The 17,581-nt window shown below is 72.0% G+C and carries 17 protein-coding genes and 1 tRNA gene; 7 read left to right on the forward strand and 11 right to left on the reverse strand.

The features are described from left to right. The first annotated feature begins 20 nt into the window (after nt 1-20). Nucleotides 21-1,238: an acyl-CoA dehydrogenase family protein gene (locus FHR36_RS05255; RefSeq protein WP_253794144.1), complete on the forward strand. Its 1,218-nt coding sequence runs from the start codon at nt 21-23 to the stop codon at nt 1,236-1,238. A 25-nt stretch (nt 1,239-1,263) separates the two neighbouring features. Here the strand turns inward: FHR36_RS05255 and FHR36_RS05260 are convergent, their stop codons facing one another. The 4 genes from FHR36_RS05260 to FHR36_RS05275 form a co-directional block, all read right to left on the reverse strand. After that, nucleotides 1,264-1,854: a hypothetical protein gene (locus FHR36_RS05260; protein ID WP_253794146.1), complete on the reverse strand. Its 591-nt coding sequence runs from the start codon at nt 1,852-1,854 to the stop codon at nt 1,264-1,266. A gap of 28 nt (nt 1,855-1,882) precedes the next feature. Then, entirely contained in the window at nt 1,883-2,641 is a 759-nt protein-coding gene (locus FHR36_RS05265) for an enoyl-CoA hydratase/isomerase family protein (RefSeq protein WP_253794756.1), read from the reverse strand. Between the two features lie 130 nt (nt 2,642-2,771). Then, complete coding sequence (locus tag FHR36_RS05270) at nt 2,772-3,191, reverse strand: RidA family protein (protein WP_253794148.1); 420 nt, start codon at nt 3,189-3,191, stop codon at nt 2,772-2,774. A gap of 71 nt (nt 3,192-3,262) precedes the next feature. Beyond that, on the reverse strand, nt 3,263-3,850 hold the full coding sequence (locus FHR36_RS05275; RefSeq protein WP_253794150.1) for a GNAT family N-acetyltransferase: 588 nt from the start codon (nt 3,848-3,850) through the stop codon (nt 3,263-3,265). A gap of 76 nt (nt 3,851-3,926) precedes the next feature. Between FHR36_RS05275 and FHR36_RS05280 the strand changes: the two genes are divergently transcribed. Further along, nucleotides 3,927-4,532, forward strand: coding sequence for a TetR/AcrR family transcriptional regulator (locus FHR36_RS05280; protein ID WP_253794152.1), 606 nt, complete (start codon nt 3,927-3,929; stop codon nt 4,530-4,532). A gap of 107 nt (nt 4,533-4,639) precedes the next feature. Here the strand turns inward: FHR36_RS05280 and FHR36_RS05285 are convergent. Beyond that, nucleotides 4,640-4,715, reverse strand: a tRNA-Arg gene (locus tag FHR36_RS05285). Between the two features lie 592 nt (nt 4,716-5,307). On the opposite strand from FHR36_RS05285, the gene FHR36_RS05290 reads away from it, so the two are divergent. The 5 genes from FHR36_RS05290 (at nt 5,308) to FHR36_RS05310 (ending at nt 10,896) form a co-directional block, all read left to right on the forward strand. After that, a complete protein-coding gene (locus FHR36_RS05290) occupies nt 5,308-5,868 on the forward strand; it encodes a single-stranded DNA-binding protein (RefSeq protein WP_253794154.1) in 561 nt (186 codons plus the stop codon). A gap of 270 nt (nt 5,869-6,138) precedes the next feature. Then, a complete protein-coding gene (locus FHR36_RS05295) occupies nt 6,139-7,545 on the forward strand; it encodes a DUF8063 family protein (RefSeq protein WP_253794156.1) in 1,407 nt (468 codons plus the stop codon). 264 nt (nt 7,546-7,809) lie between these two features. After that, a complete protein-coding gene (ettA, locus tag FHR36_RS05300) occupies nt 7,810-9,474 on the forward strand; it encodes an energy-dependent translational throttle protein EttA (RefSeq protein WP_253794158.1) in 1,665 nt (554 codons plus the stop codon). A gap of 102 nt (nt 9,475-9,576) precedes the next feature. Next, the gene (locus tag FHR36_RS05305; RefSeq protein ID WP_253794160.1) at nt 9,577-10,020 is read left to right on the forward strand and encodes an acyl-CoA thioesterase; all 444 of its coding nucleotides are present in this window, start codon (nt 9,577-9,579) and stop codon (nt 10,018-10,020) included. Nucleotides 10,021-10,194: 174 nt separating this feature from the next. Next, nucleotides 10,195-10,896 (forward strand): DUF8185 domain-containing protein, encoded by a 702-nt coding sequence (locus FHR36_RS05310; protein ID WP_308199171.1) that lies wholly within the window; start codon nt 10,195-10,197, stop codon nt 10,894-10,896. Nucleotides 10,897-10,960: 64 nt separating this feature from the next. On the opposite strand, the gene FHR36_RS05315 is transcribed toward FHR36_RS05310, so the two are convergent. The 6 genes from FHR36_RS05315 to FHR36_RS05340 form a co-directional block, all read right to left on the reverse strand. Then, nucleotides 10,961-11,362 (reverse strand): globin, encoded by a 402-nt coding sequence (locus FHR36_RS05315; protein WP_253794162.1) that lies wholly within the window; start codon nt 11,360-11,362, stop codon nt 10,961-10,963. Nucleotides 11,363-11,509: 147 nt separating this feature from the next. Continuing rightward, nucleotides 11,510-12,649: an ABC transporter permease gene (locus tag FHR36_RS05320; protein WP_253794165.1), complete on the reverse strand. Its 1,140-nt coding sequence runs from the start codon at nt 12,647-12,649 to the stop codon at nt 11,510-11,512. Further along, on the reverse strand, nt 12,646-13,563 hold the full coding sequence (locus tag FHR36_RS05325; protein WP_253794167.1) for an ABC transporter ATP-binding protein: 918 nt from the start codon (nt 13,561-13,563) through the stop codon (nt 12,646-12,648). The genes FHR36_RS05320 and FHR36_RS05325 overlap by 4 nt, the downstream gene beginning before the upstream one ends. A 146-nt stretch (nt 13,564-13,709) precedes the next feature. Then, a complete protein-coding gene (locus tag FHR36_RS05330; protein ID WP_253794169.1) occupies nt 13,710-14,978 on the reverse strand; it encodes an FHA domain-containing protein in 1,269 nt (422 codons plus the stop codon). A gap of 46 nt (nt 14,979-15,024) precedes the next feature. Next, entirely contained in the window at nt 15,025-16,365 is a 1,341-nt protein-coding gene (locus FHR36_RS05335) for a vWA domain-containing protein (protein WP_253794171.1), read from the reverse strand. 15 nt (nt 16,366-16,380) lie between these two features. Beyond that, entirely contained in the window at nt 16,381-17,580 is a 1,200-nt protein-coding gene (locus FHR36_RS05340) for a PP2C family protein-serine/threonine phosphatase (RefSeq protein WP_253794172.1), read from the reverse strand. Between the last annotated feature and the right edge of the window lies 1 nt (nt 17,581).

A 17,581-nucleotide genomic window follows, 5' to 3' on the forward strand; every position in this document is an offset into this window, starting at 1 on the left:
TTTCGACCGGAGGCAGATCGATGAGCACCTTCTCGCTTGACCCGGGGCCGGACCAGATCGCGGTCCGCGACTGGCTGCACGGCTTCGCCGCCGACGTGATGCGGCCCGCCGCCGCCGAGTGGGACGAGCGCGAGGAGACCCCCTGGCCGATCATCCAGGAGGCGGCCAAGCTCGGCATCTACTCCCTGGACTTCTACGCGCAGCAGTTCTTCGACCCCTCCGGCGTCGGCATCCCGATCGCCATGGAGGAGCTGTTCTGGGGCGACGCGGGCATCGGCCTGGCCATCACGGGCACCACGCTGGCCGCCGTCGCGGTGCTGGCCAACGGCACCGAGGAGCAGATCGGCACCTGGGCCCCGCAGATGTTCGGCACCCCGGACGACGTCAAGGTGGCCGCCTTCTGCTCCTCCGAGCCCGACGCCGGCTCCGACGTCTCCGCGCTGCGCACCCGCGCCGTCTACGACGAGGCCAAGGACGAGTGGGTGCTGAACGGCACCAAGACCTGGGCCACCAACGGCGGCATCGCCGCCGTCCACGTCGTCGTCGCCACCGTGGACCCCGAACTCGGTGCCCGCGGCCAGGCCTCCTTCGTGGTGCCGCCCGGCACCCCGGGCCTCTCGCAGGGCCAGAAGTTCAAGAAGCACGGCATCCGCGCCTCGCACACCGCCGAGGTCGTGCTCGACGGCGTCCGGGTGCCCGGCCACTGCCTGCTCGGCGGCAAGGCGAAGCTGGACGAGCGCCTCGCCCGGGCCCGCGAGGGCGTGAAGAAGGGCGGCAAGAACGCCGCGATGGCCACCTTCGAGGCGTCCCGCCCGGCGGTCGGCGCCCAGGCCATCGGCATCGCCCGCGCCGCGTACGAGGTCGCCCTCGACTACGCGAAGACCCGGGTGCAGTTCGGCCGGCCGATCATCGACAACCAGGGCGTGGCCTTCCAGTTGGCCGACATGAAGACCCGGATCGACGCCGCCCGGCTGCTGGTGTGGCGGGCCTCCTGGATGGCCGTCAACAACCAGCCGTTCACCAGCGCCGAGGGCTCGATGTCCAAGCTGTACGCGGGCGAGACCGCCAAGTACGTGACCGCGCAGGCGATGCAGATCCTCGGCGGCAACGGCTTCACCCGGGAGTACCCGGTCGAGCGGATGCACCGGGACAGCGCGATCTACACGGTCTTCGAGGGCACCAGCGAGATCCAGCGGCTGGTCATCGCCCGCGCCATCTCGGGCATACCGATCCGCTGAGGCCTGTCCGACAATTCCCGTCGGGTCAGCGCGCGGCCCAGAAGGTGAGGCCGGCGGTCACGGCGCCCACCACGGCGCCCACGATCGTCTGGGCCAGGGTGTGGTCCCGCAGCACCACGCGGGACCACCCGATCACCGGGACCAGCGGCAGGAGCAGCAGCCACCAGGGGCCGAGCGCGATCGCCAGGCAGACCACCGCGCCGCTGGCCACCGCCGTGTGCACGGAGACCTTCCACCACACGGTGATCACCACGATCGGGACCAGCGAGGCGAACATCGCCGCCACCATCGCGGTCATGTCGGTCGGTGCCTTCAGCCAGACCATCACCACGAAGCTCAGCAGCACCGACGCCATGATGAACGGGATCACGATCAGCCGGCGCTGCCGCTGGCCCACGTGGCGGTCCTCCCAGCTGCCCCGGCGCATGCCCTTGCGGATGAACCAGGTCGGGATCACCGCGGCGAACAGGGCGGCGAACGCGGCCCAGGCCAGGCCCACCCAGCCGTACCGGCCGATGCCGACCACCGGCAGCACCGCCATGATCACGTTCTTGGGCTCCACACCATCAGTCACCCGGCGGGCCCAGGTGGTCGGTTCGGTGGTGGCGGTGGTCATGATGCTCCCGTGATCGTCGGTATGACGATCAGAATTGTGGCGCACGCCGCTCGAGGAAGGCCGACAGCCCCTCCCTGACGTCCGGAGCCAGCCGCGAGGCGCGCTCCCACGGCTCCACCGCGGCAGCCGCCGCCTCCGGCGGACCGGCCAGCGCGGCCTTCACCGCGCCGATGGTCTGCGGCGAGCGCCGGGTCAGCAGCCTGGCGAACTCCTCGGCGCGGGCCGCCAGCCGGTCGGCCGGGACGACCTCGTCCACCAGGCCGAACCGCTCAGCCCGCACCGCGTCCACCAGCTCCCCGGAGAACAGCAGGTACTTCGCCCGCGCCGGACCGACCAGCCGGGCCAGCCGCACGGTCGGCACCGCCGGGTACACCACGCCCAGCTTGGCCGGGGTGATGCCGAACCGGGCGTCCTCGGCGGCGAAGCGCAGGTCGCAGGCGACCGCCAGTTGGCAGCCGCCGCCCACGCAGGCGCCGTGCACCACCGCGATCGTCGGGTGCGGGAACGCGGCCAGCGCCTCCTCGGCCGCCACGTTCTGCGCGTGATAGGCGTCGGCCCGGTCCGGGTCGCCGTACACCTCGGCCAGCTCGGCGATGTCCGCACCGGCCGAGAAGGTGCCCGCGGCACCGGTCAGCAGCAGCGCCCGCACCCCGGGCCGGACCGCCAGGCGCTCCAGCACACCGGGCAGGGCCCGCCACATCGCCCCGGTCACCGCGTTCCGCCGCTCCGGCCGGTCCAGCACGAGAGTGGCCACCCCGTCGTCGACCCGGGCGCGCAGACCGTCCACTCCGGTCGGGACGGTCTCGGCTGTTTCGGTCGTCTCGGTGGTTCCGGTGGCTCCGGTGGTCGGGACGGTCTCGCTGGACTCGGCGGTCCTGGCCACGGTTTGCCTCCGGGGACGGGGAGAGGGACGTCCGTCAGCGTTCCACAGCCGCCTCGTCCGGCACCACGGCCGTCACTGTGATCTCCACCAACTGGCCGGTGTAGCCCAAGCAGGACACCCCGAGCAGGGTGGAGGTGTGCGGACCGGCCCCGAGGCCCGAGGCGTTCACCACGTCCCACACCGCGGAGAGCGGGCCCGGCTCGTCGGACACCACGTACACGGTGGACGCCACCACCTGCGGCAGGTCGCTGCCGACGTGCTCCAGGGCCGCGGTCAGATTGGCCAGCACCTGGTGCGCCTGGGCGACGGGGTCACCCGGCCCGACCAGCGTGCCGTCCGCGTCCAGCGGCACTCCGCCGGCCAGGAAGGCCAGCCGGGTGCCCGGCTCCACCACGGCGGTGTGCGCGTATCCGGGCGGCGGGAAGAGACTCGGGACCGTACTGCGCGTGACCATGTGCTCGTCGCTCCTCGGGTTCGACGGGATCCTCGCCGGTTGCCGATGATCGGACGGCGCGGGCCGTGCTGTCACCCGATTTTCGCCGCGCCCGGGTTCTCCGCATTCGGCTTCGCCGTGCCCGGCCATTCGGGGGCGAGCAGCGACCAGACCTCCTTGTCGTGCCGGACCCCGTTGTGCGGCATCCACTCGCGGAGCGTGCCGTCCAGCGTCATCCCCATCCGCTGGGCCACCGCCCGGCTGCGCAGATTGAGCGGGCTGCACCACCACTCCACCCGGTGCATCCCGCGCTCGACGAGTGCGTAGTCGATCAGGTGGCGGACCGCGGCGCCGATCAGCCCGCGCCCCTCGCCGGCCCGCTCGCTCCACACCCCGATCTCGCAGACCCCGACCCGGACGTCGAAGTTCACGAACATCGCGCCGCCGACCAGGGTGCCGTCCAGCCAGACGCCGCAGATCCGGCCGGTGTCGGCGGCCTGCTTGTCGGCGTACGACTGCAGGGTGGCGCGGGCGGAGTCCAGGTCGGTGGAGCGGGAGGCCCATGGGATCCACGGGTCGAGGTTCGGCCTCGCCCGGTCGATGTGGGCCAGGAACTCGGCGGCCCGCCAGGGCTCCAGGGGCCGCAGCTCGGCGTTGTCGGCGAGCGGTATCGCGTACATGGGGCCGCCTTTCGGGGGCGCTCGAAGGTCGCTGGGCCAGGTACGTAACAAACGTTTGGTAGGTACCATAGCCTGCATGACGCCTGCCCGTGGAGACCATGACGCCCGCCGGACCGAGGTTTCGATGGCGGTGTGGCGGGTGCTCGCCGAACGCGGCTTCCAGGGGCTGACCCTGCGCGCCGTGGCCGCCGAGATGGGCGCCTCGACCGGGCTGCTCACCCACTACTTCCCGAGCAAGCGGGCGCTGCTCAAGCACGCCCTCGACGTCCTGGAGCAGCAGGCGGCCGAGCGGCCCCGACCGGCCGCCGAGCGGGCGGGCGACGCCAAGGGCCTGGCGATGCTGCGCGCCGTGCTGCTCGACATCCTGCCGCTGGACCGGGAGAACGCGGACGGGAACCGGATCTGGGTCAGCTCCTGGGACGTCGCCCTGGCCGACCCCGAACTCGCCGCCGAGCATGCCGAGCGCTACCGGCGCGCGCGGGAGAACATGACCCGCCTGGTCGCCGACGCCCAGCGGCTCGGCGAGTTGCCCGCCGACCGGCCGGCTGGGGACCTGGCTGCGGCCGCGCAGTCCTTCGTGCTCGGGCTGGTGGTGCAGGCGCTGTTCGCGCCGCAGGAGTTCCCGCCGGCGCGGCAGACCGAGCTGCTGGACGCCTACCTGGCGGGGCTCGCGGCCGGCTGAGTCGGCGCTGCGCGAGGGCCGGTGGGGGGAGCGGCGCGGGAGCGGCCTGCCGTGCGCGGCGTGCGGCGTGCGGGCTCGGTGCGGGGCGTTGCGCCGGTGAGGAGTGGTGGCGCCCCCAGCAGGATTCGAACCTGCGACCTACCGCTTAGAAGGCGGGTGCTCTATCCGCTGAGCTATGGGGGCATGGTGGGAGGGCGGCCCGCATTGACGCTTGCGGCCGCGCCGACTGCCCTGGCCGGGACGGGATGTCCGGGACAGGATACGGGTGTCCGGAACCTCCGCCGGGCCTTCACGGGTCGGGCCGGGTGTGTCGGCCCCGGTGGAGCGGTCCGATAATCGCAGGTAGTGCTCGGGTGTGCAGCGTTCTGGGGGGCCGGGGGGCCGGACGTTGTGTACTCGTTACGGGGCTGCCGCCTCACCCGTTATGGATTCGCTTCGAGGAATGGACTAGTCCGGTCGGCGGTGGGGGAGTGATTTGACTTCCTTTGCCCGGATGACATGGACCGGCCGAGGTGGCGGCCGTCCGTTCGGGGCTCGAGGGTGCGTGCGGCGTGGCGGTTCGTTGTCATGGACCCGTCGGTGCGATTGTTCACAAGTGGGGGCGAAACGTCCCGGATTCACCCTTCGGGATGACGTCGGTTATCCACAAAGCCGAGTTTTCCACAGGGATTTCCCAGGTTCTGATGACGCATTCCTCCGCGGTGCACCATCATCTCGCGGCGGGGATTTCCGCCGGCGGATTCCGGAATCGCTCCGGACGGACGGAGGATGTGCGATGAATGAGACCCTGGTGACCATGGTGGGCAATGTCGCCTCGTCGGTGACGTACGGTCAGACCCCGGCCGGAGTCCCGGTGGCGAACTTCCGGATGGCGGCGACGGAGCGCCGGTTCGACCGCGGTGCGGGCGACTGGGTGGACGGCGACACCACCTGGGTCACGGTGGTGGCTTGGCGGTGGCTCGCGACCAATCTGGTCAGCTCGGTCAACAAGGGCGATCCGGTGATGGTGAGTGGGCGACTGCGGGTGCGCGAGTGGGGTGAGGAGGGCAGGCGGCGGACGGCGGTGGAGATCGATGCCCGCACAGTGGGGCACGACCTGTCCCGCGGCACCTCGGCGTTCCGCTGGGCGGTCGAGGCCAAACCCGGTCTGGTGCACCGCAGTTCGCCGTCCGAGACGACGGTCTCGCTGGAGGAGGCGGTTCCCGACTGGATCGTCGCCGCGGTCGAGGCCCGCCGTGAGGCGGTCGACGCCGCGGGTGTGGCCGGTGGGGCGGCGGGTTCGGGTGGGGCCGGTGGGGCAGTTGGGGCCCGTGCGGTGGAGGAGGTTCTGAACTGACCGAATCGGGGCACTTCTTGGGCGGCGGAGTGCAATCGATAAGCTGGTTGGTACGGACAAAGTCATGATGTCGACTCGTCAACATACGATGATCGGCCGAACTTTGATAACAAAACAGCCACGGAACTGTCCTTGTTTGCTACGCCCCTGGGAAGACGGGTTCGCGTCAATAGGATGCGTCTGGTCCACACACGTGCAGCGGCGTCACAGGGGGCGTCGCTTTGCAGGGGCGGCCGGCCATCGGTACGGCCCAGCCCGGAGGGATCGCACATGTTCCACACCCAGGGGCGGGCTGTCTCCCGCATAGCAGCTGTCATGCTCGCGTCCGGCCTGATGGCCGGCGGAGCGGCTGCCACCGCGGTGGCAGACAACGCAGGCTCCACCGGTGGCGTCACCGCCACGGTCGAGCCCACGCTGCTCAGCGGAAAGATCGACATCGACGGCATCGGTGAACGCCAGGGTGGCCTCTTCACGATGACGACGTCGGACGGCAAGACCATCCGCACGTACTGCATCGACTTCGGTCACGGCATCGACATCAAGTCGAAGGCCCAGTACCGGGAGTCCGAGTGGGCCTCCAGCCCGCTCGGCGCCAAGGGGCGCGAGGACGATGCGGCCAAGATCCTCTGGATCCTGGAGAACTCCTACCCGAAGCAGACCGACCTGAAGGCGCTCGCCGCCAAGGCCGGCATCTCCAAGCCCGGCGACTTCACCGACGAGGACGCCGCGGCCGGCACCCAGGCCGCCATCTGGAACTACTCCGACCACATGAAGGCCGTCCCGCAGGACCCGGAGGCCAAGCAGCTGCGCGACTACCTGGTCGGCGAGGCCAACGTCGGGATCAAGACCATCCCGACCGCTTCCCTGTCGCTCAGCCCGGACGCGCTCACCGGCCTCAGCGGCACCAAGGTCGGCCCGTTCAAGCTCAACAGCAGCGCCGACCAGGTCAAGTTCGCGCTCGGCGACGACTCCTCCGGCGGCAAGGTCAAGCTGACCGACAAGGACGGCAAGGCCATCGGCGCCAGCCTCAACGGCCCGATCGCCAAGGACACCCCGCTCTACGTCGACGTGCCAGCAGGCACGCCGGCTGGCTCCGTCTCGGTGACCGCCTCCGTCACCACCGCCGTGCCCACCGGTCGGGTCTTCCTCAGCGAGGGCTACACCGAGAAGGAGCACCAGCAGACCATGATCCTGGCGGGCTCCGACCAGACCACCGTGCCGGTGAAGGTCAAGGCCGCCTGGCAGCCCAAGGGCGCGCTGCCCTCCGCCACCGCCCAGGTCTCCTGCGCCGACAACGCCGTCAAGGTGACCGTCACCAACAACGGCGACCAGGAGGGCTCGATCGAGGTCAAGCCCGGCAAGACCGTCACCGTCCAGCCCGGCAAGAGCGAGACCGTGCTCGTCCCGGTCGCCGAGGACGCGGCCTACGACATCACCGTCACCGGACCCAACAAGTTCGTGAAGGAGTTCAAGGGCGTCCTGGACTGCAAGGTCACCACGTCCTCGACCCCGCCGACCACCCCGTCCCCGAGCCCGAGCGGCCCGAGCCTGGCCACCACCGGTGGCGGTAGCGGCACCGGCATCATGGCCGGCATCGCCGGCGCGCTCGTGGTCGCCGGCGCCGGCGCGGTCTACGCCCTGCGCCGTCGCGGTCGCCACGCCCGCACCTCCGCCTGACACCCCCCGGGCGGCCGTTCGCGCCGCCCGGTGAGCGGTTGATCCCCGCTCGAACGGTCGGCCGGCCCCGTCCTCCCGCATCCCGGGGAGGGCGGGGCCGCGCCGTTCCCGGGAGACCGGGACGGCGCCCGGGCCGCCGCCGGACGGGCGCCTCCCGCGCAGAGCGGCGGGCGGCTCACCTCGGCCGTTCGGGCGTGCGGGCCGCTTACGGCACAATGGAAGGCTGCAAGCCGATTACTCACGACGACGCCGGAGCGATCTCACGTGGCGGAATACATCTACACCATGCGCAAGGTGCGCAAGGCACACGGCGACAAGGTCATCCTTGACGACGTGACGCTGAGCTTCCTCCCCGGGGCGAAGATCGGCGTCGTCGGCCCCAACGGCGCCGGTAAGTCGACCGTGCTGCGCATGATGGCCGGCCTCGACCAGCCCTCGAACGGTGACGCCTTCCTCTCGCCGGGCTACACCGTCGGCATGCTCCAGCAGGAGCCCCCGCTCGACGACACCAAGACGGTCCTGGAGAACGTCCAGGACGGCGTCAAGGAGATCAAGGGCAAGCTCGACCGGTTCAACGAGATCGCCGAGCTGATGGCGACCGACTACTCGGACGCGCTGCTCGACGAGATGGGCAAGCTCCAGGAGGAGCTGGACCACGCCAACGCCTGGGACCTCGACGCCCAGCTGGAGCAGGCCATGGACGCCCTGGGCTGCCCGCCCGGCGACTGGCCGGTCACCAAGCTCTCCGGTGGTGAGCGCCGCCGCGTGGCGCTGTGCAAGCTGCTGCTGGAGGCCCCCGACCTGCTGCTGCTCGACGAGCCCACCAACCACCTGGACGCCGAGTCGGTGAACTGGCTCGAGCAGCACCTGGAGAAGTACGCCGGCACCGTCGTCGCCGTCACCCACGACCGGTACTTCCTGGACAACGTCGCCCAGTGGATCCTGGAGCTCGACCGCGGCCGCGCCTTCCCCTACGAGGGCAACTACTCCACCTACCTGGAGACCAAGGCCTCCCGTCTGAAGGTCGAGGGCCAGAAGGACGCCAAGCGCCAGAAGCGCCTCAAGGAAGAGCTGGAGTGGGTCCGCTCCAACGCCAAGGGCCGCCAGGCCAAGTCCAAGGCCCGTCTCGCCCGCTACGAGGAGATGGCGGCCGAGGCCGACAAGATGCGGAAGCTGGACTTCGAGGAGATCCAGATCCCGCCGGGCCCCCGCCTGGGCAGCATCGTCGTCGAGGTGGACAACCTCTCCAAGGGCTTCGGTGAGAAGCTGCTGATCGACGACCTGAGCTTCACCCTGCCGCGCAACGGCATCGTCGGCGTGATCGGCCCCAACGGCGCCGGCAAGACCACCCTGTTCAAGATGCTGCAGGGCCTGGAGACCCCGGACGGCGGCAACGTCAAGGTCGGCGAGACCGTCAAGATCAGCTACGTCGACCAGGGCCGCGCCAACATCGACCCGAAGAAGACCCTGTGGGAGGTCGTCTCCGACGGCCTCGACTGGATCAACGTCGGCCAGGTCGAGATGCCGTCCCGCGCCTACGTCTCCGCGTTCGGCTTCAAGGGCCCGGACCAGCAGAAGCCGGCCGGCGTCCTCTCCGGTGGTGAGCGCAACCGCCTCAACCTGGCGCTCACCCTGAAGCAGGGCGGCAACCTGCTGCTCCTCGACGAGCCCACCAACGACCTCGACGTCGAGACCCTCTCCTCGCTGGAGAACGCGCTGCTGGAGTTCCCCGGCTGCGCCGTGGTCATCTCCCACGACCGCTGGTTCCTGGACCGAGTGGCCACCCACATCCTCGCCTACGAGGGCGACAGCAAGTGGTTCTGGTTCGAGGGCAACTTCGAGTCGTACGAGAAGAACAAGATCGAGCGGCTCGGCCCCGACGCCGCGCGTCCGCACCGGGCCACGTACAAGAAGCTGACCCGCGGCTGACATCCATGCGTCACCCCGGCCCGGCAGACTGCCCGTAGGGCGGTCTGCCGGGCCGCCGCCCGAGGCCGGACAGCGGGCGGACCGATTTACGAGGAGAACCCTGTGGCACGCCACATCTACCCCTGCCCCCTGCGGTGGTCCGACATGGACGCCTTCGGCCACGTCAACAACGTGGTCTTCCTGCGCTACCTGGAGGAGGCCCGGATCGACTTCATGTTCACCCAGGCCGCCGAGGCCGGAGCGGGGGAGTTCGCGGGTGGCTCGGTGGTGGCCCGCCACGAGATCGACTACAAGCGACCGCTGGTGCACCGGCCGGAGCCGGTGACCATCGAGACCTGGGTGACCAAGATCGGCGGCGCCTCGCTGACCGTGTCCTACGAGATCAAGGACACCCACCCGGACGGCACCGAGACCGTCTACGTGCGGGCCTCGACCGTGGTCGTCCCCTACAACCTGGCCGAGGGCCGCCCGCGCCGGATCAGCCCGGTGGAGCGCGAATTCCTCAGCCGCTTCCTGGACGGGCAGCCGGCAGCCGTCGCCGCCTGATCCGGGCACTGCCGCCGCCCCGTCCGGGCGGCGGCGACCGGCGGGCCTTTCCCGCCGGGCGTGCGAAAGCCGAGCCCGTCCCAGCCGAGCCCGTGCCAGCCGTGTGTGTCCCAGCCGAGCCCGTCGCAGGCGGGCGCGTCCCCGACGCCGTCCCCGCGCGAACACCGGAGTGAGTTGACCGCGTTGACCGCCCCCACCGACCTGCACCTCGCCGAGCCCGGCGAGTCCACCGGCCTCGTCGCCTTCCTGGAGCGGCTGCTGCGCTTCGACCGCGCGGCGGCGGTGCGGCTGCAGGCCGTGCCACGGGGCGACGGCGAGGGAGTGCTCGCGCTGTTCGGCCGGCTACCGCTCGGCGGATCGGGCGCGCTCGCCATCCGTACCGTCCGGCTGGCCGGTCTGGAGAGCGGCGCCGACCGCACCGTCTCGGCCGGGCAGTTGCTGGAGGCGCTCGACGAGTCCACCGGCACCCTGGTGCTGCCGCCCGCCGTCACCGGTCCGTCCTGGGCAGGGCTGCTCCCGCCGCGGACGGGCTGGGAGCTGATCGCCGAACCGTCCGGGCCCGAGGTCGGTCGGCAGCTGGCCGACGGCATCCGGGAGTTCCGCGAGCGCAGCGAGGCCGTGCCGGCGCACCATCGCACCCGTCCGGTGCTGGACGCCCTGGCCGACGAGATCTGGTCCCGGCCGATCGAGGCGGTGCCGGAGCTGCCGCTGCGGGCCGCCCACGCGGCCCACGTCATCGGCTTCCTGCCGCCCGACGCGCCGCTCACCGTGCACCGCAAGGGCAGTTGGCTGCGGCTGAACACGCCGCTGGGCTCCGTCGCGGTCCGCAGCCAGGCCGGGCCGGGCGCCGGGCTCGGGCTCAGCCCGCTCGTCTGACCTGACCTGACCTGGGCGGCGTCGGCGACCCCCCGGCCCTACCGGTCCGGCAGTACCCGGCCGGTCAGGCGGTGTTGATCATCGAGGCGGCGGCGTAGGTCAGGTAGTCCCACAGCTGCCGCTCCGCCTCGGCGGGGAGTTCGAGCTCGTCCAGCGCGACCCTCATGTGCTTCAGCCAGGCGTCGTGCGCGGCCCGGTCGACCTGGAACGGGGCGTGCCGCATCCGCAGCCGCGGGTGGCCGCGGTGGTCGCTGTAGGTGCGTGGGCCGCCCCAGTACTGCATCAGGAACAGCGCGAAGCGCTCCTCGGCCGGGCCGAGGTCCTCCTCCGGGTACATCGGACGCAGCAGCTCGTCCTGGGCGACGCCCTCGTAGAAGCGGCGAACCAGCTTGCGGAAGGTCGGCTCGCCGCCGACCTGGTCGAAGAAGGTCTCCTCTTGCAGCGTCTGTCGCCCGGTCTCAGTCACCCGTCCATGGTCGCAGACGCGACTGTGGTCGTACACCGAGACCTTCGGCGTACGACCACAGCGGCCCGGCGGGCGGCCGGTCAGTCGAGCGGGCAGTCAGGCACCCCCGGCCGGTTCGGTGTCAGGCACCGCCCGCGCGGTTCGGCGTCAGGCGTCGTCCCAGTTGAAGAAGCGCGAGGCGATAAGGGCCATCACCGCGGCGAAGGCGAGCAGGCCGCCCATCGACGGGAGGACGTCCATCAGGCCGCCGCCCTGGCTGAGCACCGACTTGGCGGAGACGATCAGGTAGCGCAGCGGCAGTGCGTGCGAGACGGTCTGCAGCCAGCCCGGGGCGAAGTCCAGCGGGATGAAGGCGCCGCCGAGGAAGGACATCGGCAGGATGAGCATCTGGTTGATGCCGTTGGCCGCCTCCTCGCTCTTGGCCACCGCGCCGGTCACCAGGCCGATCGACATGAAGGCGATGGTGGCGCAGACCACCAGCGGCAGCACCAGCCACCAGTTGCCGGTCAGCTTCAGGCCGAAGAACGGCATGGTGGCGACGGCCAGGAACAGGCCGGTCTGGGCCAGCGCGACCAGCACGCTCACGCCGACGCGGGCGGCGACGATCGTGCCGGTGGACACCGGGGTCAGCCGCAGGCGCCGCAGCACCCGCTTCTTGCGCCAGCTGACCAGGGTGAAGGAGGCGCCGTACACCGCGCCCATCGCCACGGCGTAGCCGAGCAGGCCGGGGGTCAGGTACTGGATCGGCTTGAGTGCCTTGTCCTCGACCTGGCCGAGGTCCATGCTGAACGGCGGCTTGGTGCCCGCGGCCTGCTGGTTGGCGGCCTGCACCAGGCCGTTCATGATCCCCTGGACGGTGCTGGCCTTGACCTGGTCGCCCTGGCTGTAGCGGACGACCACGCGGCCGTCGGTGCCCTGCTCGACCAGACCGTCCAGCTCGCCCTTTTTGACCTTCTCCAGCGCGGCGGACTCGTCGGTGTACTTGGTGATCTCCAGGGCCGCCAGCGGGTTGTTCGGCTGTCCCTGCAGGGCGGCCTCGGCGGTGTCCAGCAGCTGGACCTGGCCGACCTCGGCGATCTTCACGTGGGGGGTGCCGCCGCTCTTGTACAGCGCACCGAAGAGCAGCAGGAACATCAGCGGCATGATCAGCGTGAAGAACAGCGCGCCGCGGTCGCGGACGAACCCGAGCAGCATCACCCGGGAGAGCCCGCCGAAGGCGCTGACCCGCTCCTGCTCGGGCTGCTCGGGCGCGGCGGCGGGCCGGGAGGGGGCGGAGGTGGTCGTCATGCCCGGTACTCCCGTCCGGTCAGCTGGAGGAAGACGTCCTCCAGGGTGGCTCCGCGCACTTCGAGGCCGCGCAGCGCGTTCTGCTCGGCCAGCACGGAGAGGACCGGCGCCGGGACGCGGGTGGAGACCGCGAGGGTGACGCCGTTGTCCTCGAGGTTGGCGATCTCGGCGCCGGCCTCGACGAACAGTTCGCGCGCCCGGGTGGCGGTGATCAGCCCGGACTCGACGCTGACCCGGACGGTGTCGTCGATCTCGCGGACCAGGGCGGCCGGGGCGCCGGTTTTCAGCACCTTGCCGTGGTCCATCACCGAGACGCGCTCGCAGAGCACCTCGGCCTCGTCCAGGTAGTGGGTGGTGAGGACGACGGTGCGGCCCTCGGCGTTGATGTCCCGCAGCAGGTCCCAGAGGTTGCGGCGGGCCTGCGGGTCGAGGCCGGTGGTGGGCTCGTCCAGGAAGACCAGCTCCGGGTCGTGCACCAGTGCGCAGGCGATGGAGAGCCGCTGGGCCTGGCCGCCCGACATCTTGTCGGTCAGCACCGCGGCGGACTCGGTGAGGCCGACCCGCTCCAGCATCGCGTCCGCCCGCTTGGGGCCGACGCCGTAGAAGGAGGCGAAGGTGCGGATGGTCTCGCGGGCGGTCAGCTTGTTGAAGAACGCGGAGGCCTGGAACTGCACGCCGATGCGGGGCAGCAGCTTGGGGTTGCGCGGCCAGGGGTTCATTCCCAGCAGCTCGATCCGGCCCTCGTCGGGCTCGCGGATCCCCTCCAGGATCTCCAGCGTGGTGGTCTTGCCGGCCCCGTTCGGACCGAGAATCCCGTAGAACTCGCCAGCCTGGACGGAGAGTGACACTCCGTCGACAGCCTGGACATCCCCGTACCGCTTCCGGATTCCGTCGGCGGATATTGCTTCAGTCATGGCCAGAACAGTAGGGGCTCCGGCGGAGAATGTGCAGGTCAGTTGTGCGAATTTTGAGAAACCGTGCTCAAATGCGGGCCGGGCCCGCCCGGTCCGGTAATCGGACGGGGCGGGCCCGGTTGACAGCGGGGCGGGCTGACGGCGGGTCAGGAGCGGTACAGCGTGATGGTGGTCCAGGCGCCGACGTGGATCCGGTCGCCGTCGGCGAGGGGGATGGCGGTGTGCGGCGGCACGGCGTCGGCCCCGCCGTTGACGGTGGTGCCGTTGGTGGAGTCCTGGTCCACCAGCACCCAGCTGCCGTCCGCCTGCTCGGCCAGCAGGGCGTGCTGGTGCGAGGCGCCCGGGTCCTCCGGCGGCACCGACAGGTCGATCTCCGGCACCGTGCCGCGGTGCTGGCTGCGCCGGCCGATCCGCAGCTGGCCGCGCCCGGTCAGCGGGATCCGGCGCTCCGGGCAGTACGGCGGGAAGAACAGTCCGGCCGCCTCGGGGCCGCTGCGCGCCATCATGTCGGTGAAGTAGTCGCGGTCGGCCGAGACCACGGCGATCCAGGTGGCCCGGACCGGCGGGGCGGGCGGGGCCTGCGGGGTCTGCTGCCCGGCCTCCCCGGGCGGCGCGAGCCGGAACGAGGTACCGAAGGAGTCGCCGGGCGCGGCGTACACCGGGCCGGTCCGCTCGAAGCCGTCGCCGTCGGGGAAGCCGACGGCCTGCCCCGGCTCGAACGGCGACTTGTCGAAGGACATCGGCGCCGGCGGCGGGCCGGGCGGAGCCGGCGCCGCGGGCGCACCGTGCATGCCGGGGGCACCGAGCCCGCCGTGGCCGCCGGGAGCGCCGTGGCCGCCGTGACCACCGGGAGCGCCCGGAGCGGGCGGCATCGGCGCCGGGGGCATCGGCGCGGGCGGCATCTGGGTCGGCGGCATCCCCGCGCCGTGGCCCGGCATCGGGGGGACCTGGCCGTGCGGGACCTGGCTGTGCGGGACCTGGCCGTGCGGGACCGGACCGGGCTGGGCGGGCTGGGCGGGCGGGGGGAAGCCGTAGCCGCCGTGCCCGGGGGAGTGGGCCCGCGGCGCCTGCGGGGCGAGGTCGAAGTCGTACCCGCACTCCTCGCAGTACCGCCCGGTCTGCGGGGTCCGGCAGATCGGGCAGGTGACCAGGCCGGCGGTCATGTCGGGAACCGGGGGGTGCTGGGGCATCGGTGCCTGCGGGGGCATCGGCGCGCCGTGGCCGCCCATCGCGCCGCCGCCGTGGCCGCCGTGGCCGCCCATCGGACCGTGCGAGGGCGCCGGGCCGGCCGGCGGAGCCGGGGGCGGCGGGGGCGTGCCGGGGATGTGCAGCCCGGGCGGCGGCGTCATCGGGAAGCCGCAGTAATCGCACCAGTCCTCGGCCTGCGACTCGTGGCCCCTAGGGCAGATCGGCATCAGGTCCCCCACATTTCAGCAGGTCCGGCCCCGGTGGGTTCCCGGGTCACTTCTTCTTCACGCGCACGGTCACGGTCGACCGGGAGTCGAGTGCCATCGAGTCGGCCGCCTCCACGTGCTTACGGAACCGAACCGTACCTTCCTTCGGGTCGACGACGTCGACCACCTTCTCCAGCAGCTTCAGCGTGCCGTCGTTTCCGCCCGCGTGGGCGAGCTGGACGGCCCGGCCGAGCTTCGCGGTGGCGGTGGTGAAGTCGCCGGAGCGGTGGGCGGCGAGCCCCTCCTGGATGGAGGAGGCCAGCTCGGCCTGGCCGGTGTAGTGGGCGACCTGCGGGCTGATCCGGGTGGAGGAGGCCAGGTCGTCGGTCCACACCGCCATGACCAGCCCCTGGCCGAGCGTCTCCGCCGAGCCGTCGCCCTGCGGCAGCACCAGGCTGACCCGGGCGGCGAGCATCCGGCTGCCGAGCGCGGCCGGCTGGACCTCGACACAGACGTGGTAGTCGCGGCTCTCGTCGCCCCAGGAGCCGGTCGGGTAGTCGCCGGAGCGCGGGCCGGACTCGGTGCGGCGCTCGCTCAGGTCCTCGACCGCGGGTGCGACCTGCTTGACGTACTTCACCACAGCGTTGGCGGGGGTCCAGACCCGCAGCGCGATGTCGGCGACCTGCTTGCCCATCGCGCCGGCCATCATGGCGCGGAAGTCCTCGGCCAGGCCGGAGGGCTCGGCGACGATGTCCACGGTCCCCAGCAGGGCGGAGGAGACCTTGCGCAGCTCGGCGACGTCCCAGTCGGTGCCGACGCCGCGGCAGTCCGCGGTGAAGACCCCGGTGGCGGCGTCCAGGGCGCGCTGCAGGTCGGCGGGCTTCTCGTGCTCGTTCTTGCCGTCGGTGAGCAGGATGCCGTGCCGGATGCCGATGTCGGGGCGGGAGTCGAACAGCTGCCGGGCCTTGGTCAGCCAGGTGCCGATCGCGGTGCCGCCGGCGGGGCTGAGCTTGCGCAGGGCCTGCTTGGCGTGGGCCCGGGTGTCCCGGTCGGCGGTGGCGAGCGTTCCGTTGCCGGGATAGATCTCGGCGGCCTCGTGGGTGCCGGCCACCACGGCGAAGGCGACGCCGTCGCGCAGGGTGTCGATGGCGGCGGCGGTGGCCTCCCGGGCGTTGCGCATCTTGCTGGCCGGGTAGTCCATCGAGCCGGAGCAGTCGATCATGATCACCACGGCGGCGTCGGCGCCCGGGCCGCCGGTGGCACCGCCCGGACGCCCGCCCAGGGTGCCGCCACCGGTGGCGGTGACCGTCACGATCGCGTTGACCTCCCGGGCGCCGTCGGCGAGGTACTCGTTCTGGAATATGTCGACGTCGAACACGGGCCCGGTGGGCCTGGACAACGAGGCCATGCGGAGGAACTCCTGTCAGTCGGTGAGTGCGGTTCCGGGTGCGTGGACGGGAAGGTCGGGCAGGGTGTCGTCGTGCCGCGGCGCCGGCAGCGGCAGGTCGATCAGGGTGGCCTCGTACGCGGCCGGCTCCGCGGTTCGGGCGGCACCCGCCGCCGCGGACGCCCCGCCGCCGGCCGCGGGCGGGGTGATCGGCAGCACCGCGACGGTGATGTTGTCGTGGCCGCCCGCGGTGACCGCGAAGTCCACCAGCGACCGGGCGGCGGCCAGCGGCTCGGTCCGGGCGTCGGCCCGGACGAAGAAGGCCAGGTCGGTCGCGGCCTCGGCGTAGTTCCACAGGCCGTCGGTGCAGATCAGCACCACCCCGGGCACGTGCGGGGTGAAGCTGACGGTGTGCGGGAGGAGTTCCTCGGCGTCCGCGCCGAGCCAGCCGGTGATGGCGTGCGCCCGCGGGTCCGCGTACGCCTCGGCCTCCTTCATCAGCCCGGCCGCCACCATCCGGGCGGCCCAGGAGTCGTCCTCGGTCAGCCGGTACGGCTCGGCCGACTCGCGGTCGTCCGGGATCCAGTACGCGCGGGTGTCGCCGACCCAGCCGATGGTGACCAGGCCGCCGGCCGCGATCGCGCTGACGTAGGTGCAGGCCGGGGCGTTGATGTGCCCGGCGGTCTGCGGGGTCTTCCCGTCGTACGCGAGGTCGGTGACGGCCTGCCCGGCGACGGTGATCGCGCCGTGCATGGCCGCCGTCGGGTCGGTGCCGCGCTCCAGGGCGGTCAGCAGGGACTCCGACGCGGCGTCCACCGCCGTCGCGGAGGCCTCGTCGGGCCGCGCGGAGGAGGAGACGCCGTCGCAGACCACCGCGATCACGGCGGGCTCGCCGCCCGGCAGCGAGGTGGCGGCGATGGTGAAGGCGTCCTCGTTGCGGTGGTGGCGCAGACCGCGGTCGGTGACTCCGGCGACGCCGGTGAGCGAGCGCTCCTGGTGGTCACGCGGGGCGGGCTGCGCCCGGCCGCAGGCCTCGCAGTAGCCGTCCGCCGTGAGCTCGGCGGCGCCGCAGTGCGCGCAGGCCCCGGTGGCCGGTGCCGCCGGGCCGCCGACCGCGGTGGGCGGGCCGTCCACCATGGTGGGCGGCCCGTTCCGGCCGGCGCCGCAGGCACCGCAGAAGGCGTCCTCCGGGTCCAACGGCTCGGCACAGCTGGGGCACACGGTCTGCTGCGGCATT

The organism is Kitasatospora cinereorecta (genome assembly GCF_024172095.1).
Taxonomy (GTDB): domain Bacteria; phylum Actinomycetota; class Actinomycetes; order Streptomycetales; family Streptomycetaceae; genus Kitasatospora; species Kitasatospora cinereorecta.